The organism is Chitinivorax tropicus (genome assembly GCF_014202905.1).
Classification (GTDB): Bacteria; Pseudomonadota; Gammaproteobacteria; order Burkholderiales; family SCOH01; genus Chitinivorax; species Chitinivorax tropicus.
This window is the reverse complement of record NZ_JACHHY010000001.1, coordinates 312307-329501: the sequence shown is the minus strand read 5'-3', so window position 1 is coordinate 329501 and position 17195 is coordinate 312307. Positions and strand designations below refer to the sequence as shown.

The 17195-nt window shown below is 57.3% G+C and carries 16 protein-coding genes and 1 pseudogene; 13 read left to right on the top strand and 4 right to left on the bottom strand.

Features of this window, described 5'->3' with window-relative positions:
• Positions 1–407: 407 nt before the first annotated feature.
• From HNQ59_RS01285 to astE, 13 genes and pseudogenes are all read left to right on the top strand, one after another.
• Positions 408–1187, top strand: a complete 780-nt coding sequence (locus HNQ59_RS01285) for an ABC transporter substrate-binding protein (RefSeq protein ID WP_184034069.1) — start codon at positions 408–410, stop codon at positions 1185–1187.
• Between the two features lie 218 nt (positions 1188–1405).
• A complete protein-coding gene (locus HNQ59_RS01280; protein WP_184034066.1) occupies positions 1406–1798 on the top strand; it encodes an ABC transporter permease in 393 nt (130 codons plus the stop codon).
• Positions 1726–2081 (top strand): annotated as a pseudogene (locus HNQ59_RS19535) (ABC transporter permease subunit); the annotation flags it as partial. The gene HNQ59_RS01280 and the pseudogene HNQ59_RS19535, both read left to right, overlap by 73 nt.
• 48 nt (positions 2082–2129) lie before the next feature.
• Positions 2130–3248, top strand: coding sequence for a succinylglutamate desuccinylase/aspartoacylase family protein (locus HNQ59_RS01270; protein WP_184034061.1), 1119 nt, complete (start codon positions 2130–2132; stop codon positions 3246–3248).
• 42 nt (positions 3249–3290) lie between these two features.
• Positions 3291–4148, top strand: coding sequence for an ABC transporter ATP-binding protein (locus HNQ59_RS01265; RefSeq protein WP_184034059.1), 858 nt, complete (start codon positions 3291–3293; stop codon positions 4146–4148).
• A gap of 100 nt (positions 4149–4248) precedes the next feature.
• Positions 4249–5220 (top strand): GlxA family transcriptional regulator, encoded by a 972-nt coding sequence (locus HNQ59_RS01260; protein WP_184034057.1) that lies wholly within the window; start codon positions 4249–4251, stop codon positions 5218–5220.
• Between the two features lie 93 nt (positions 5221–5313).
• Positions 5314–6525 carry an aspartate aminotransferase family protein gene (locus tag HNQ59_RS01255; protein WP_184034055.1) on the top strand — a complete coding sequence of 404 codons (1212 nt, stop codon included), beginning with the start codon at positions 5314–5316 and terminating at the stop codon, positions 6523–6525.
• Between the two features lie 174 nt (positions 6526–6699).
• On the top strand, positions 6700–7716 hold the full coding sequence (gene aruF, locus HNQ59_RS01250; protein ID WP_184034053.1) for an arginine/ornithine succinyltransferase subunit alpha: 1017 nt from the start codon (positions 6700–6702) through the stop codon (positions 7714–7716).
• Positions 7717–7786: 70 nt separating this feature from the next.
• Entirely contained in the window at positions 7787–8806 is a 1020-nt protein-coding gene (gene astA, locus HNQ59_RS01245) for an arginine N-succinyltransferase (RefSeq protein ID WP_184034051.1), read from the top strand.
• A 4-nt stretch (positions 8807–8810) separates the two neighbouring features.
• Complete coding sequence (gene astD, locus HNQ59_RS01240; RefSeq protein WP_184034049.1) at positions 8811–10274, top strand: succinylglutamate-semialdehyde dehydrogenase; 1464 nt, start codon at positions 8811–8813, stop codon at positions 10272–10274.
• Between the two features lie 267 nt (positions 10275–10541).
• Positions 10542–11342: a transporter substrate-binding domain-containing protein gene (locus HNQ59_RS01235; protein ID WP_184034047.1), complete on the top strand. Its 801-nt coding sequence runs from the start codon at positions 10542–10544 to the stop codon at positions 11340–11342.
• 42 nt (positions 11343–11384) lie between these two features.
• The gene (gene astB, locus HNQ59_RS01230) at positions 11385–12731 is read left to right on the top strand and encodes an N-succinylarginine dihydrolase (protein ID WP_184034044.1); all 1347 of its coding nucleotides are present in this window, start codon (positions 11385–11387) and stop codon (positions 12729–12731) included.
• A 64-nt stretch (positions 12732–12795) separates the two neighbouring features.
• Positions 12796–13812, top strand: a complete 1017-nt coding sequence (astE, locus tag HNQ59_RS01225) for a succinylglutamate desuccinylase (RefSeq protein WP_184034043.1) — start codon at positions 12796–12798, stop codon at positions 13810–13812.
• A gap of 112 nt (positions 13813–13924) precedes the next feature.
• Here the strand turns inward: astE and HNQ59_RS01220 are convergent, their stop codons facing one another.
• The 4 genes from HNQ59_RS01220 to HNQ59_RS01205 form a co-directional block, all read right to left on the bottom strand.
• A complete protein-coding gene (locus HNQ59_RS01220; RefSeq protein WP_184034041.1) occupies positions 13925–14353 on the bottom strand; it encodes a PilZ domain-containing protein in 429 nt (142 codons plus the stop codon).
• A gap of 160 nt (positions 14354–14513) precedes the next feature.
• Positions 14514–14993 carry a GNAT family N-acetyltransferase gene (locus HNQ59_RS01215; protein ID WP_184034039.1) on the bottom strand — a complete coding sequence of 160 codons (480 nt, stop codon included), beginning with the start codon at positions 14991–14993 and terminating at the stop codon, positions 14514–14516.
• 324 nt (positions 14994–15317) lie between these two features.
• Positions 15318–15824: a nucleotidyltransferase family protein gene (locus tag HNQ59_RS01210; RefSeq protein WP_184034037.1), complete on the bottom strand. Its 507-nt coding sequence runs from the start codon at positions 15822–15824 to the stop codon at positions 15318–15320.
• Between the two features lie 49 nt (positions 15825–15873).
• On the bottom strand, positions 15874–17055 hold the full coding sequence (locus tag HNQ59_RS01205) for a vWA domain-containing protein (protein ID WP_184034035.1): 1182 nt from the start codon (positions 17053–17055) through the stop codon (positions 15874–15876).
• Positions 17056–17195: the final 140 nt, after the last annotated feature.

Sequence of the window (17195 nt, the reverse complement as noted above, 5' to 3'; positions counted from 1 at the left end):
CTTGTGGCTCGGTCATACAACGGTTTTGGGGCAGCCACTGGCGTGCATGAACATTTCAGCATAGTCGAATATGCCTACCACTCAAGTGTCATGCCTTTTTTTATTCTGACGCATTCTAGCGAAACGTCGATCTGGCGGATTTCCCTAATGCGACACCTTTGTACATCGGCCCGCCAGCGTGATATGCACCAATTTAGGGCGCGTAATGTCGCACAAGTCGGATTCGGGGAATACCCGTATAAACGCCAATATTGCGATGGCGGAAGCAATGGCGGTAAAAAATATGCTGTGTAAACATGGTGTTATTGGATTGTGAGCCTGTGCCGATCTGAGTGGGAGGGTCGGCGGCAGGGTGAAGGAGGGGGGTGGCTTGTGGTATGCTGACTGGTTTATGCGAGGAGTTGTATATGCAGAAACGGGTGCTGATTGCGGCGATGTGGTTGTCCGCGCTGGTGGCCACGGTACAGGCCAAAGAGTGGAAAACCATCCGCATCGGCCTGGAAGCCGCTTATAAGCCGTTCACCTACAAAACCCCGGATGGCAGGCTGGCGGGCTTCGATATCGACATGGCCAATGCCTTGTGTGCCCAGATGAAGGCCAAGTGTACGTTTGTCGAGCAGGATTGGGATGGCATCATCCCAGCGCTCAATGCGCACAAATACGATGCCATCATTTCTTCCATGTCGATCACGGAAGAGCGCAAACGGGTAGTCGCATTTTCCGATAAGTACTACCACACGCCCTCGCGCCTGATTGCCAAGCTGGACAAAAAGCTGACAGGTACGCCGGAAAGCATGAAGGGCAAGCGGATTGGCGTGTTGCGCGGCGCCACTCAAGAGCAGTATGCCGCTGATCTCTATGGCCGTGCTGGCGCACAGGTTGTACCTTATGGCTCGCAGAACGAGGCGTTTCTCGATCTGAGTTCTGGTCGGCTTGACGCCACCTTGGTGGACAGCGTGGTCGGCAAGGTGGATTTTCTGGATACACCGGCTGGCAGGAGCTACGGCTTCATCGGCGCGGTGCTGGATGACCCCAAGTACATCGGCGCAGGTGTGGCGGTTGCCGTCCGTAAGTCAGATACCGATCTGCGTGACCAGTTCTCCGCTGCCATCAAGGCCATTCGTGGTAATGGCGTCTATAAGCAGGTCCAGACCAAGTACTTCGATTTCGATGTGTACGGGAACTGAAATCTGCTGACACATGGCATGGTGTGGAGCGGGTACCGGCCAGTCTCCGGGTGCCGCGCAGCTTGCTCATTGCATCGCCATCCGGCACAGGCCGACCTGACCTCCCTATGTCTTTCCCGCATTGTGCGGATCAGGTTCAGGTTCGTCAGTGTGTTTTTTTGGCAGAAACAACCATTATGCTCGGCGGGTACCTTCCCAGCATTCCTGGTGGAGCGTGGGTGAGGCTGAAGATCGCTTTGGGTTCATTGCTGGTTGCCATCATCCTGGGTTTGATCGGTGTAGCAGCCAAGCTGTCGCCGCATCGTTTCGTCGCCTGGTGGGGTGACGCTTATTCCACGTTGATCCGGGGCGTGTCGGACAGGGTGCTGCTGTTGTTGTTCTTCGGCGGTCAGATTGCTGTCAACGAGGCGATTACCTGTTTCAATGACTGGATGATAGAACGGGGCACCGATCTGGCGCTGGATTTCATCGACGTCGATCCTTTCTTGGCCGGGGTGTTGACCACCGGTTTCATTTTCAGGGCCTATCTGTCCGAGACCTTCCGGGGGCGATTCTGGCCGTGCCCATGGGGCAATCGGAAGCGGATATGGTCTATGGCATGGGCTGGTTGATGATGTTCCGCCGCATCTTGCTGCATGCTGCACTGCGTCGGGCCTTGCCTGCCTACAGCAATGAAGTGATCATGATGCTGCACGGGGCTTCATTGGCGTCGATCGTAACGTTGATGGACATCACCGGCGCAGCACGTAAGATCTATGCACGGTATTACCTGCCGTTCGAGAGGCATTCATCGCGGCAGGGGTGATCTACCTGGGTTTTACATTTTTAATCGTCAAGTTGTTCAAGAGGGCGGAAGGACGCTGGCTGGCATATTTACAGCCACGCAAAACCTGATGGGCAGGTCACGTAACCTAGCTCACGGGGCAAACCGGAGGCAAGAAGATGAACATACAACAACACCCGCTGCTTTCACCGAGTATCGGTACGCAGCGGCAATTGATCAGCCTGCATTATGGGCAGCCTGGTCGTGGTGAAAAGGTCTACCTGCAGGCCAGCCTGCATGCAGATGAGTTGCCGGGCATGCTGGTCCTGCACCATTTGCGCCCGCTGCTGGCGCAGGCGGAGGCTGCAGGGCGCATCCAGGGTGAAATCGTCGTTGTGCCCTATGCCAACCCGATCGGCCTGTCACAGAGCCTCCTGCATGATCAGATGGGACGTTTCGAATTCAACACGGGCGAGAATTTCAATCGCTACTATACCGATTTCGCACCTGCCATCCAGGCTGGGTTGGCAGGCAAGCTCACACAGGATGCCAAGCATAATACGCACTTGATCCGTGAGGCGATGCAACAGTTGCTACAGACGCGGCAACCGACAACCGAGCTGGAGTCCTTGCGCCATGTGCTGATGTCGCTGGCTTTTGATGCTGATGTCGTGCTGGATCTGCATTGCGATTGCGAGGCGGTGCTGCATCTTTACACCGGTACGCCGCTGTGGCCGCAATGCGAACCACTGGCGCGTTACCTGGGGGCACATGCCACCTTGCTGGCCACCGAGTCGGGTGGCCAGCCATTCGACGAAGCCTGTGGGCAAACTTGGTGGAAACTCGCCAAGGCTTTTGCTGGACAATTCCCGATCGAGATGGCCTGTCTGTCGGTCACCATCGAGCTACGCGGTGAGCGCGATGTCAACCACACTCTGGCGCAGCAGGATGCGGCGGCTTTGTATGCATTCCTCTGTCATCGTGGCGTGATCGATGAGCCTGTCCCTGTCTTGCCACCCTTGTTGCATCCTGCCACGCCCTTGGCAGGCTCGGATTCGCTGATTGCGCCCTGTGCGGGCGCGGTGGTGTTCCACCGTGATGTCGGTGACATCATCGCCGCAGGGGATGCGATCTTCGATGTGGTGAATCCATTGCAAGGTGAGGTGGTGACTGTGACCAGCCAGACAGCGGGTGTGTTGTATGCCCGGGAAAACCGCCGATATGCAACAGCAGGCATGAGTTTTGCCAAAGTGGCCGGCCAGGTGCCTTTCAAGACCGGGAATCTGCTGAGTGCTTGATGCAAAAGCCAGCTGGCCCTTGTTTTTCGGAGCGAAACAACCATGTTTTTGAATGCTGGCCAAGCCGACCTGGCAGCTGGTGGCACAGTGGGTGCCATCGGGCTGGCAGGTGCGACAGCGCAATCGGCACAGTATGCCGACAAGCTGCAGGTCGATGATCTGCACAAGTGCTTTGGCACCCAAGAGGTACTCAAGGGCGTGTCGCTTTCGGCACGGGCAGGGGATGTGATCAGCATCATTGGGTCAAGCGGCTCGGGCAAAAGCACCTTGCTGCGATGCATCAATCTGCTGGAGCGGCCCAATCAAGGACGGATCAGGGTGGCTGGCGAGGAGCTGAAGCTGAAAATGGCCAAGGATGGCATGCTGATCGCCGTGGATGCCCAGCAGCTGCAACGGACGCGTGCCCGTCTGGCCATGGTGTTCCAGCATTTCAATCTGTGGGCGCGCATGACTGTGCTGGAAAACATCATCGAGGCACCGATCCATGTATTGGGTGTGCCCAGGGAGCAAGCCATCGCCCGCGCCCGCGACTATCTGGAAAAAGTCGGCCTCAGGCGGGTGGAAGACACCTATCCGGCTCATCTGTCAGGGGGCCAGCAGCAGCGGGTTGCCATCGCCAGGGCGCTGGCGATGGAGCCGGAAGTGATGTTGTTCGACGAGCCAACTTCCGCCCTGGGCCCGGAGCTGGCCGGTGAAGTGTTGCGGGTGATGCAGCAATTGGCTCAAGAAGGGCGTACCATGGTCATCGTGACGCATGAGATGGCTTTTGCGCGAGAGGTGTCGAATCATGTGATCTTCCTCTACCAGGGGCGCATCGCAGAGCAGGGTGATCCCCGCCAGGTATTGGTGTCCCCGCAAAGCGACCGGCTACGCCAATTTCTGTCTGGTAGTCTAAAGTAAAGGCTTCTGGGGCCGGCATGATGCCGGCCTTGTGTTTTGGGTGAAGCAGGCTGCTGATCCAGCTGTGACACCCAGTCAAAATCATGGTTTGCTCGTTTACATGTTCGAGTTGAATGATCAGGCGCCTGTCCGTCAGGTGCAATTGCTGTTGTTGCCGGGTTTCGCCATGCACGAGTTGGCCCTGGTCCGTGCGGCTTTGCTGCAGGCCAACCGGCTGGCGGGTGTGGCTGTATTCGAGGTGTCCTTGGCTGCCATGACGGCGGGCGAGGTGCAGGACGAGGCCGGTTTGCCGATCATGGCGCCCGCCCTGAGACCACAGCTGGCGACAGATCTGGTCTGCGTGCTGGCTGGTGGATGGTCGCCCCAGGCCGAGGCGCTGTGCCAGCTCAACCGTGACGCCATGCTGGCGGGCGTTGGGTGGGGGGCGTTCTGGCTGGCCCAGGTTGGGCTGATGAATGGTTATCGGGCCAGCGTGCATTGGCAGCAGGTTGAATTGTTCAGTGAGCAGTTTCCACAGGTGTCTGCCTCCACCCACTTATTCGAGCTGGATCGCAATCGCTTCAGCTGTGGTGGTGGTTTGGCCGCCTTGGATCTGACTCTGGCCATCATCGGTCGTCTGGCCGGGTCGGCACTGGCTGGCGCGGTGTCGGAGGCGCTGATGAACGAGCGTATGCGCAGTGGCGAGGAGCGCCAGCGGATTCCTCTGCAAAGCCAGTTGGGAACCAGTGCCCAGCCTAAGCTGGTCAAAGCGGTCAGCCTGATGGAGAGCCATCTGGAGGAGCCGTTGACCACCGATGAGATCGCGGATCGGGTCTGTGTGTCGCGGCGCCAATTGGAGCGGCTTTTCAAGCAACACCTCAACAGCGTGCCTTCGCAGTATTATCTGGAGCTGCGCTTGCAACGTGCGCGGCAGCTGTTGTTGCAGACCAGCAAGTCGATCATTCAGATCGGCTTGTCGTGTGGGTTTTCGTCGGGGCCACATTTTTCCAGCAGCTATCGGAATCATTTCGGCACCACGCCCAGAGAGGACCGGATGCGTCACCAACCAGGACGCAAGCCTTCGTCAGACTGATGTAATTAGTTGTCGCATGCATTAAATGATGCTGGCCAGGCATTGCCTACAATGCCAAGCATCAAACGAAACGTTTGGATAAGGAAACAGGAAATGACTCAGCAGGTTCAACGCGCCGATTTCGATCGGGTAATGGTTCCCAACTATGCGCCCGCTGCCTTTGTGCCCGTGCGTGGCCAGGGTTCACGAGTGTGGGATCAACAAGGCAAGGAATATGTCGATTTTGCGGGGGGCATCGCCGTCAACAGCCTGGGTCACGCCCACCCCGCACTGGTCGCCGCGTTGACCGAGCAGGCTGGCAAGCTATGGCATGTGTCCAATTCGCTGACCAACGAGCCAGCTTTGCGTCTTGCCAGCAAGCTGGTCGAGACAACCTTTGCCGAGAAGGTGTTCTTCTGCAATTCCGGCGGGGAGGCCAATGAAGCGGCATTCAAACTGGCCCGCCGTTACGCCATCGACAAATTCGGCCCAGACAAGGTCGAGATCATCGCATTCAACAATGCCTTCCATGGCCGCACCTTCTTCACGGTATCGGTCGGGGGGCAATCCAAATATTCTGATGGTTTCGGCCCCAAGCCTGGCGGCATCACCCATCTACCGTTCAATGATCTGGATGCGCTGGCCAAGCAGATTTCTGACAAGACCTGCGCCGTGGTGATGGAGCCACTGCAAGGCGAAGGCGGCATCACGCCTGCTACGCAGGCATTCATCGAGGGCGCGCGGGCGTTGTGTGACAAGCACAACGCACTGCTGGTGTTCGACGAAGTGCAAAGCGGCAATGGCCGCACCGGCACCTTGTATGCCTATCAGTCATTTGGCGTGGTGCCGGACATCCTGACCACGGCCAAGGGCTTGGGTGGCGGCTTCCCGATCGGTGCCATGTTGACCACTGCAGACATCGCTTCGCATCTGGCAGTCGGCACACACGGCTCCACCTATGGTGGCAACCCGCTGGGCTGCGCTGTGGCAGAGGCCGCGCTGGGTATCATCAGCCAGCCAGCCGTGCTGGCGGCAGTGCAGGACAAGCACAATCGATTCAAGCAGCGCTTGAATGCCATCAATGCGCAATATCAATGCTTCAGCGAGATCCGTGGCATGGGCCTGTTGATCGGTGCCGCTTTGGTGCCCGCCCTGGCTGGCAAGGCAAAAGACTTCATGAATGCCGGTGCCAAGGAAGGCGTGATGGTGCTGCAGGCGGGGCCGGATGTGATCCGTTTTGCGCCGTCATTGGTCATCCCAGATGCGGACATCGATGAAGGGCTGAATCGTTTCGAACGTGCCGTGGCGGCTGTTGTCGCCAAGTAACCCCGCACCCTGCGACTGGATGCGACTCAGCGCAGGGCGCTTGTCGGGATTCCAGTTGCAGGCAGTGTCTCGGTGCCTGTTCATGCTATGGGCTCCCGCCACCCGGCCTGGTCGGGGTGAGCGGGCGGCTATGCACGGGCAGGCCCTGGACTGGCCCCATTTCTTGAGATCACCATGTTTGTTCTACGCCCCAGTCGGCTGACTGATCTCCCCGCCATCGAGCGCATCGCCGCCAAAAGCCCGGTGGGGGTGACTTCGTTGCCGGACAACCGTGAGCGGCTGTATGCCAAGATCGAGGCATCAGTCAAATCGTTTGAGTCCGATGTATGTGGCAATGGCGAGGAAACCTATTTTCTGGTGCTGGAGGACACGCGCACTGGCGAATTGGTGGGGACGTCGGGTGTCGTGGCCTCGGCGGGCTATCAAGAGCCGTTCTACAACTACCGTAATGAGACGCTGATCCATGCCTCGCGTGAGCTGGGCGTGCACAGCAAGATCCATGTGCTGTCGTTATGCCACGACCTGACCGGCAATACGCTGCTGACCTCTTTTTATATCGACGAGCCCTATCAATACACTGAATGGTCGGATCTGTTGTCGCGGGCCCGCCTGCTGTTGATTGCTGGGCACCCGCAGCGCTTTGGTGATTCGGTGGTGTCCGAGATGGTCGGGCTCAGTGATGAGCAAGGCAATTCGCCCTTTTGGGACGGTGTGGGGCGGTTGTTCTTCGATATCGACTATGCGCAGGCCGAGTTGTATTGTGGAATCAAGGGCCGCTCGTTCATTGCAGAGCTGTTGCCGCAACACCCGATCTATGTGCCGCTGCTACCGGAGCCCGCCCAGGAGGCGATTGGCCAGGTGCACCCTGCGGCCATGCTGCCATTCGAGATCCTGATCAATGAAGGGTTCGAAACCGAGCGCTATATCGATATCTTCGATGGGGGCTGCGTGGTGCAGGCGCGCACAGCCAATATCCGGACCATTGCCGGGCATCGGCGTTGTCGGGTAGAGATTGGCGAGACAGCAGGGGCACCAGTGCAGCTGCTCGCCAACCGCAAATTGACCGATTACCGCGCAACCGTCGGCGCCGCCGTGGTGGACGAGCAGCAGGGTACGGTCCGCCTGAGCCAGACGTTGGCGGATGTGCTGTGTGTGGTGGCGGGTGATGCGCTGTTGGTCTGTGCATTGTGATATGGGTAGGTAAGGTGGGCGCCCTGGCTGCCCAGCCGTTTCTTTGATCTTGAATGCTGACGAGACGCCGATGTTTGTTCGTTCCATAGTTGCCGCCGACCTTGCTTCCCTGATGGCGTTGGCCCGTTCCACCGGCGTTGGGGTGACCACCCTGCCTGCCAATGAAGAACGGCTGTCGCGGCGTATCGACATATCAGAACGCTCGATTGCTGGCACCGCCCCCAGGCAGGATGCCAACTATCTGTTTGTGCTGGAGGATGCCAGCGGGGCAGTGGTCGGTACCTCAGCTGTGGCTGCTGCGGTGGGCTTGGATGAGCCTTGGTATAACTATCGTGTCGGCCTGTCCGTACATGCATCACGCGAGCTGGGCGTCTATCGGCGCCTGCAGACCTTGTTCCTGACCAATGACATGACAGGCGTGGCTGAGCTGTGCTCACTGTTTCTGCATACTGATTTCCGCCATTCCAATAATGGTGCCCTGCTATCGAAATCCCGGTTCCTGTTCCTGGCAGACTTTCCGGAGCGGTTCTCTGACAAAGTGATCGCTGAGATGCGTGGTGTATCCGACGACGCTGGGCGTTCGCCATTCTGGGAAAGCCTGGGGCGTCATTTTTTCAAGATGGACTTCTCCCAGGCTGATTATCTGTCGGGCATCGGCAACAAATCCTTCATTGCCGAGCTGATGCCACAGCACCCGGTCTATGTCGATTTCCTGAGCGAAGAGGCGCGGGCGGTGATCGGGCAGGTGCACGACAAGACCCGCCCCGCCTTGTCGATGCTGCAGGGAGAAGGGTTCAGTTACCAGGGCTACGTCGATATCTTCGACGCAGGCCCAACCGTCGAATGTGCATTGAAACAGATCCGCGCCGTGCGTGAATCCAAGGTGGTGACGGCATTGCCACATCATACGCAGGCTGATGACATCACCTATCTCGTTTCAAATCGCAAGCTGTCTGATTTCCGGGTGTGCCTGGTGCGTAGCCGAATGACCCCGGCTGGCCTGCCGATCAGCCCGGAAGCCTTGTCCAAACTCAATCTGGCCGTGGGCGACAGTGTTCGCGCCGTGCCCTTATCCGCAAGAGAGGAATGACCCCATGTCAACCCAATTGATCGCCGGCCAGTGGCTGCCGGGCTCTGGCAGCCCATTTCAGAGCCGAAACCCGGTGACCCAGCAGGTTGTGTTCACCGGGCAATCCGCCACCGAAGCGCAAGTGGATGCTGCTGTGCTGGCAGCGCGCGACGCATTCAAAGCATGGCGTGATGGCGGGTTGGCGGCCCGTCTGTCTGTGATCAAGCGCTTTGCGGAGCTGTTGGGCGAAAACAAGGCTGAATTGGCTGATGCCATTGGCCTGGAGACAGGCAAGCCACGCTGGGAGGCCTTGACCGAGGTGCAGACCATGATCGGCAAAGTCGATATCTCGATCAAGTCCTATCAGGAGCGCACTGGCGAGAAGCAAAGTGAAATGGGCGATGCCATGGCGGTATTGCGTCACCGCCCTCATGGCGTGGTTGCGGTGTTCGGTCCTTACAACTTCCCAGGCCATCTGCCGAACGGTCATATCGTGCCCGCGCTGATTGCGGGCAATTGCGTCATATTCAAGCCATCCGAGCTGACACCCAAGGTTGCGGAAGTGACCTTGAAACTTTGGCTGCAAGCGGGCATTCCTGCTGGGGTGATCAATCTGGTGCAAGGCGGGAAGGACACGGGCGTCGCTCTGGCCAATCACCCGGATCTGGACGGGCTGTTCTTCACAGGCAGCTCAAGCACCGGGCATCTGCTGCATCGGGCATTTGCGGGCCATCCTGACAAGATCCTGGCATTGGAGATGGGTGGCAACAACCCATTGATCGTCGAGGGAGTGGCCAATATCGATGCAGCCATCCACCATATCATCCAATCTGCCTTTATCAGCGCAGGCCAGCGGTGCACCTGCGCCCGTCGTCTGCTGTTGCCGAAGACTGCTGAAGGTGATGCGCTGCTGGCGCGCTTGGTGACGGTAACCCAGCAACTGCGGGTGGGCCGGTGGGATGATGCCGAGCAGCCCTTCATGGGTGCGGTCGTATCCCTGGCCGCTGCAGATCAGCTGCTGCAAGCGCAGCAGAAACTGGTGGCGCTGGGTGGCCAGCTGGTGCTGGAAATGCGCCGTATCGAGCCTGACACTGCCCTGTTGAGCCCAGGCATCGTCGATGTGACCGCGATAGCCGACCTGCCGGATGAGGAATATTTCGGTCCGCTGCTGCAAGTGCAACGTTATGACACCTTCGACGAGGCATTGGCGCTGGCCAATCGCACCGCCTATGGCTTGGCGGCAGGTTTGATCTGTGATGACCAGGCACGTTACGAGCTGTTCTGGCAGGAAATCCGGGCCGGTATCGTCAACTGGAACAAGCCATTGACCGGCGCCAGCAGTGCTGCCCCCTTCGGTGGTATTGGCAAGAGCGGTAATCACCGCGCCAGTGCCTACTATGCAGCGGATTATTGCGCCTACCCGGTCGCAGGGTTGGAGGCGGCGTCACCCACTTTGCCTGCACAGTTGAGCCCTGGCATGCAGCTGTGATTCAAAAGAAATGAAGGATGAGCAAAATACAATGACCTGACGGGATGTGCCATAGGTAACTTTATACGAAAGTAAAATGCAAATGGCATAATGTCATGATCGGATTGGATAATGTTTTAAGTACAAGATTGAAAAAGACAAATGTGATTTCGATGCCGTGAATGCAACAATCGTTTTGTCGTATGCTTTCTTCATTTTCTTTGATTGATTGCATTTGAGTATTATGAGATTCTTATTCTCCCTTGCATTGGATTGTGGAGAACAAGAATGAAAAAGGTTGGATGGCTGTGCCTGGCTGGTTTGGCAATGTCGGCTTCTGTATGGGCGGCAGATGACTGGGACAAGATCCAGGAGAAGAAGCAGATCGTGATCGGCGTGCGGGACAGTTCACCACCATTTGGGTTCTTCGATAAATCCAAAGGCAGTGTTTCTGGCTATGACATCGAGTTTGCGCAGTTGGTGGCTAAAAAGCTGAATCTGACGCCTGTTTTCAAGACAGTTGACCCCGCTGACCGGATGCCTGCGCTGAAAGACGGACGGGTCGATGTACTGTTTGCGACATTTGCCAAGACCAAAGAGCGTGAAAAAGAAGTCGAATACAGCCTCGGTTATTTTGTCTCCACACAGAAGATCGTCGCCAAGAAAGGCAAGTTCCATGATCTGCTGCAGCTGGACAGCATGACCGTCTGCGTGCCCAAGGGCACCACCAACGCCAAATATCTGCAGGATCTGTCACAAAAAGTACAGATCAAGCAGCTGGAAGATTACGCCGAAGTGTTCAAGGCGCTGAGCGAGGGCAAGTGTGAATTTGCATCGGGCCCAGAGCCTACCTTGTTGGGCAATATCAACAAGATGGCGAACAAGGCGGATTTTGAAGTGCCGGATGTGCCATTGGCTGCGGAAGTCTATGCGGTCGGTATGCGCAAAGGGCAAAAGCGTTTGCAACAACAGATCAACGAAGCATTGGTGGATGCGGAGAAGAGTGGCGAGGCCGCCAAGATCTACGATAACTGGTTTGGCCCCAAGTCTCCTGTGCCACTGATGCGGACATTCAAAATCACGCAATGACGGCTCAAGGCCGTCGATTGCGCTTGAAACCGAGGTTTGAAGATGACCGCATTTGAAGCCAATTTCGACGGCCTGGTTGGCCCAACCCACAATTATGCCGGCTTGAGTTTCGGCAATGTGGCCTCGACATCCAACGAGAAAGCCGCATCCAACCCCAAGCTGGCGGCCAAGCAAGGCCTGGAGAAGATGAAAGCCTTGCACGACCTGGGTTTCAAACAGGGCGTGCTGGCACCGCACGAGCGCCCCAGCGTTGAGCATCTACGCGTACTGGGGTTCAGCGGCACCGATGCCGAGGTCATCCGTAAGGCGGCCCAGGCGGCGCCCACCATCCTGGCGGCCTGTAGCTCCGCTTCGACCATGTGGACGGCGAATGCCGCCACGGTCAGCCCCTCGGGGGATACGGCGGATAGGCGGGTGCATTTCACCCCAGCCAATCTGAACAACAAGTTCCATCGCTCCATTGAGCACCCGACCACGGGCCGCATTCTCAAGGCCATGTTTGCGGACGAGCGCCATTTTGCGCACCACGCTGCCTTGCCGGCACAAATGCACTTTGGTGATGAGGGCGCTGCCAACCATACCCGATTCTGTGCCAGTTACGATGCCCCAGGCGTTGAGTTCTTCGTATTCGGCCAGGCTGCTTTCGATACCCGTTACCCGAGACCCAGCAGATTTCCTGCCCGCCAGACACTGGAGGCATGCCATGCGATTGCTCGCCTGCATGGCCTGAGTGATGCGCAGGTGGTGTTTGCACAACAAGACCCGAATACTATCGACGCAGGGGTATTCCACAATGACGTGATTTCGGTGGGAAACCGCCAGGTGTTGTTCCATCACCAGCGCTCGTTTGTCGATCAACAGCAGGTGTTGGCCGAGCTGGAGCGTAAGCTGGCGGCGGTGGGTGGGCAGTTTGTCGCTATTGAAGTGCCGGAGCAGGCCGTCAGCGTCGAAGAAGCCGTCAAGTCTTATCTGTTCAACAGCCAACTGTTGTCCAAGCCCGATGGCAACATGATCATCGTAGTGCCTGAAGAGTGTCGGCAGCTGGCGCCGGTCTGGTCATACTTGGAATCCATGACGCAAAGCGGCGGCCCGATCGATGAGATCAAGGTATTTGATCTCAAGCAGTCGATGCAAAATGGCGGTGGGCCCGCCTGCCTGCGTCTGCGCGTGGCCTTGTCCGAGGTTGAGTTGGCGGCGGTCAATCCCAAGGTGTTGATGTCGGATACCTTGTTCGCAACCCTCAATCAATGGGTGGATAAGCATTATCGAGACCGGTTGACCGGCGCCGATCTGGGCGATCCGCAGTTGCTGATCGAATGCCGCACCGCGCTGGATGAGCTGACCCGGATTCTAGGTCTGGGCGCGGTCTACCCCTTCCAGCTCGTTTGACCCACACGCAATCAGGCTGGGGGGGATGCTCTCGGCCTGTGTTCCATATCGATATGTGATCCCCATGCCAACATCTTTTCTACAAGCGCTGCTTGACAACACCCCCTTGGACTTCATGGATGGGCCTTTGCCTGATGGCAGCCAAGGGCAGATGCTGGGTGAGGGCGCCTGGCTGGTTGAGCCGGTGCGGTCGCCTGTCATGAATCTGGTGATTTCCTGCGGCATACACGGCAATGAGACAGCGCCGATCGAGCTGGTGGGCCGGTTGATCGAGGCGATCCGCACCGGCATCCTCTGTCCACAGTCCCGAGTGCTGTTCGTGATGGGCAATCTGGATGCGATGCGGGCAGGTAAGCGCTATCTGGTGGAGGACATCAATCGGCTGTTCTGTGGAAAGCATGGCGAAGTTGCAATGGGTGCCGAGCCGGCCCGAGCCGCCGCGCTGGAACAGGTGCTGCAGCAATTTTTCGCCGGGGCCGAGCCCCACACGCCGCGTTGGCACTTTGACTTGCACACTGCCATTCGTGGCTCGTATTACGAGAAATTTGCCATCTACCCATTTGTCGATGGGTTGCCGCATGATCCGCAGGCGGTGGCTCTGCTGGGGGCGTGTGATATCCAGACCATGCTGCTGCATAGCAAACCTTCACCTACTTTTTCCTACCATGCCAGTCACCATTTCGGCGCCAAGGCTTTCACGCTTGAGTTGGGCAAGGCCCGCCCATTTGGCCAGAATGCAGGGGTGGATGTCTCCGCGTTGGAGCGGGTGCTGGCCGGTATGATTGCTGGAGTGCTTCCCGCTTTGCCAGACTATGATCCTGCTGCTTTCCGGATTTTTGAAGCGACCCGCGATGTCATCAAGACCAGTGCGCAATTTAAATTGAACCTAGCGCCGGATGTGCAGAATTTCACGCCGCTGGAGGCGGGCTACGTGGTGGCGGAGGATGCCGGGCATCGTGTCGTGGTGCAACCCGGCGAGCACATCATCTTTCCGAACCCTGATGTGAAAGTGGGTTTGCGGGCAGGCATCCTGGTCGCACCGGCACAGTTGAAGACCAAGTCTGGCGCAAATGCCTGTTGATGCGGTACGTTGGCTCAGAGGGGAGGCTATCAGACTTGCTGACAGGGCGACATGGCCTGCGCCGTGGCACCTGGCCTGGCCAGCGTGGATCATGAAGTGGTGTCAACGGCACCTAGTGTAAGGATTCTGGGCCGCCATTGGGAAAGTCGGCGGCAAACTTGTCGATCCATTCCCGTGCCGCCTGTTCGGGGCTCAGTTCACGGCCCTCATGTTGCTTCACGTATTGCAGGTATTGCTCGATCTGGCAGACCTGCTCGACCATCCGCACCCGGAATGCATCCTCCTCATCCAGAAAGGTGACACCCAGCTCGAACCCTGGCGGGTCGCCACGGCACCAGACCACCTGCGCAGATGTTTCAAAAGGCGGTCGCGTACCTGGAATGCGCACACGGATCAGATCCCCCTGATTGGCCGCTGTGGCCGAGACGAAGGACAAGCCACCCAGGCTGACATTGACGGCATTTGCGGCTTGCTGCTGCGTGGCCTCGCTGTGATGAACCTCGATGGGAATGCTGCTAGGGTGGCGGATGAACTGTCTCATGATGGAGGTGGCGACATGGATATTTCATCCTAGTTGTTGTGGGCCATGAAAGACAGCTTATTTTCGGATGTATTCATCCTGCCATCAGGCTGGGACGAGGCACCTTGCGCAGCCACCACCCGCTGTATCGTATTCACCACACTTTGTGCTGAGATTGGGCTCATGAGGCCACATCAACTGCACGCAGCCTGGCGGGATCACGTTCTGCTGTCGGTATCAGATCTTTACTCATGAAATGCCGTGCATGCCCAGGTGGGAAGTCTGGTAGGGTGCCGATGATCTGGTAACCGGACTTTTCGTAGAGGGCAGGGCTTTGAAAAGTGAACGTGTCCAGATACGCGTGCTTGCAGCCTTTGCTGATCGCTTCTTGCTCGATCATTGCCAGCATGCGGGAGGCCAGGCCTTGTCGTCGGTACACTGGCGAAACCCAGACTGATGAGATATTCACCCAGCCCCAGTAGGCTGATCCAACGATGCCACCGATGACCTGGTTGTTCGAATCCTTGGCAAACACGTAGAGCGTGTCGATTGCGCCATCGCCGGTGCGTGCAACGTTGTCATCATAGACGCCTTTATAGAGTGTCCGGGTCATGGCGGCATTGGGGCTTGATTCAACGGCGAGCCGAATATCGTTCAGCATGGTTTGCTCCTCTCATCATGGTCAGCTTCTGGTGCTGGTGGCATAGGCTGTGGATGTCGTGCCATGGTCATGGCACAGAGCCTGAAGGTATACCCACAAGATCCATCGGACAAGGGACTCAAGACCCATCAATATGCAGGGTTGGTGATATCGGAAGCAAAAAAAAGGGTGACGAATCCGTCACCCTGAATAACCACTGGAGATACACAAGCAGAAGGCGTCGCCTTCTGATTGACATCATCGCAGAGCCTTGCGGTGGTTGATTTGATTTCGGTCAAGTTTGGGCAAAGGCATATGGTTACATCTGTCAACCACCGATTGCACTCAGATGATCCGCACCTTGGGCCAGCGTCGCGCCACCTGCTTGGTGATCTGGCGATGTTGGTAGGTTGCCAGATCGGAGAAGCCTGGATTCCGCCGCCAGATCATCCCGAACAGATCATCCAATCCCAGGGGGCTTGCCACTGCCCAGCCATGCAGGTCAAACCGCAGGCCGATGCAGGTGGCGGTTTCCGGCCAGCTGGCCATCGCCTCGATGCAGCTGTTATGGGCGGCGATGGGTTGTCCATGCTGATCACGATACCAGCGATGGACGTAGGCCTGATTGACCACCTCCCACTGGTTGCCGGTCTGGGTGGAGAGTGTTTTGCTCAAGACTTGATCTTGTTCTGGTGATGCCTGGGGATCGTGATAGATCAGGTCGATATCCTGCTCGCCACTGGGGGTGGTGTAGCCATGCCAATGGTCCCACAGCTGATTGCGGATGCAGCCGGCTGCCAGGTACCAATCGGGCAGGTCGAGCCGCGCCGCCTGGGCCAACCACGCTAACAATTGTGTGTCTGTTTGGGCCCAGCGGATCAATTGTTGTGGATATGCAACATCAGGCTTGCTGATTGAGTACACGGATACCTCGATCCAGCCCATCGATGGTCAGCGGAAACATGCGTTGGCCCATCTGTTGTTTCAGCAGGGTGAGTGATTGTGTGTAGTCCCAGTATTCCTCGCTCACCGGGTTGAGCCAGATTGCATGTCTGTAATGATCCAGCAGGCGTTGTATCCAGACATGACCGGCTTCCGGGTTGTTGTGCTCCACGCTGCCGCCGGGGTACAGAATCTCATAGGGGCTCATGGTGGCATCACCGACAAAGATCAGCTTGTAATCGGGGCCGTAGGTGTGGAGTACATCCTCCGTCGGGATGCGCTCGGCATGGCGCCGCCGGTTGTCACGCCAGACGGATTCATACACGCAATTGTGGAAATAGAAATATTCCAGGTGTTTGAATTCGGTCTTGCAAGCAGAGAACAGCTCCTCACAGATCTTGATGTGGTCATCCATCGAGCCACCCACATCCAGAAACAGCAATACCTTCACCTTGTTATGCAACTGCGGCACCATCTGCAGATCAAGGTGGCCGGCATTGTTGGCTGTGGCGCGAATGGTTCCTGGTAGATCCAATACCTCTTCTGCGCCCTCGCGCGCAAAACGTCGCAGTCGCCGTAAGGCCACCTTGATATTGCGCGTGCCCAGCTCGACGCTGTCATCAAAATTGCGGAACTCACGTTCATCCCACACCTTGACGGCGCGGCGGTGTCGCGATTCGGCCTGCCCGATGCGGATGCCCTCCGGGTTATAGCCATAGGCACCAAAAGGGCTGGTGCCGCCCGTGCCGATCCATTTGTTGCCACCTGCGTGACGTTCCTTCTGTTCCTTCAAGCGCTCTTTGAAGGTCTCCATCAGTTTGTCCCAGCCCATGGCCTGAATCTTGGCCTTGTCTTCGTCTGACAAAAAGCGCTCAAACTCCTTTCTGAGCCAGTCCTCGGGAATATCCCCGCCCAGTGCGGCTGACAGCGACTCGATGCCCTTGAAATAATGACCGAAGACCTGATCAAAGCGGTCAAAGTGTTTTTCGTCCTTGATCAGAATGGTGCGGGCAAGAAAATAGAAGTCATCCAGGCTGCCACTGATCACTCGTTTATCCAGGGCCTCCAACAGAGTCAGGAACTCCTTGATACTGACCGGCAGGCGGGCATCTTTGAGTTGGTAGAAAAAATCGATGAGCATGATGAATTGACGACAGGAATGTTGCAGCACAGTATACCGGCTTGTCTGTCGGGCTGATGCTATTTGATATGAGCCAAGAGCCAAAGGAAGCATTTCAATGGATTGTGCAGCCGCATATTGCGACTTATGATTACCCTCGA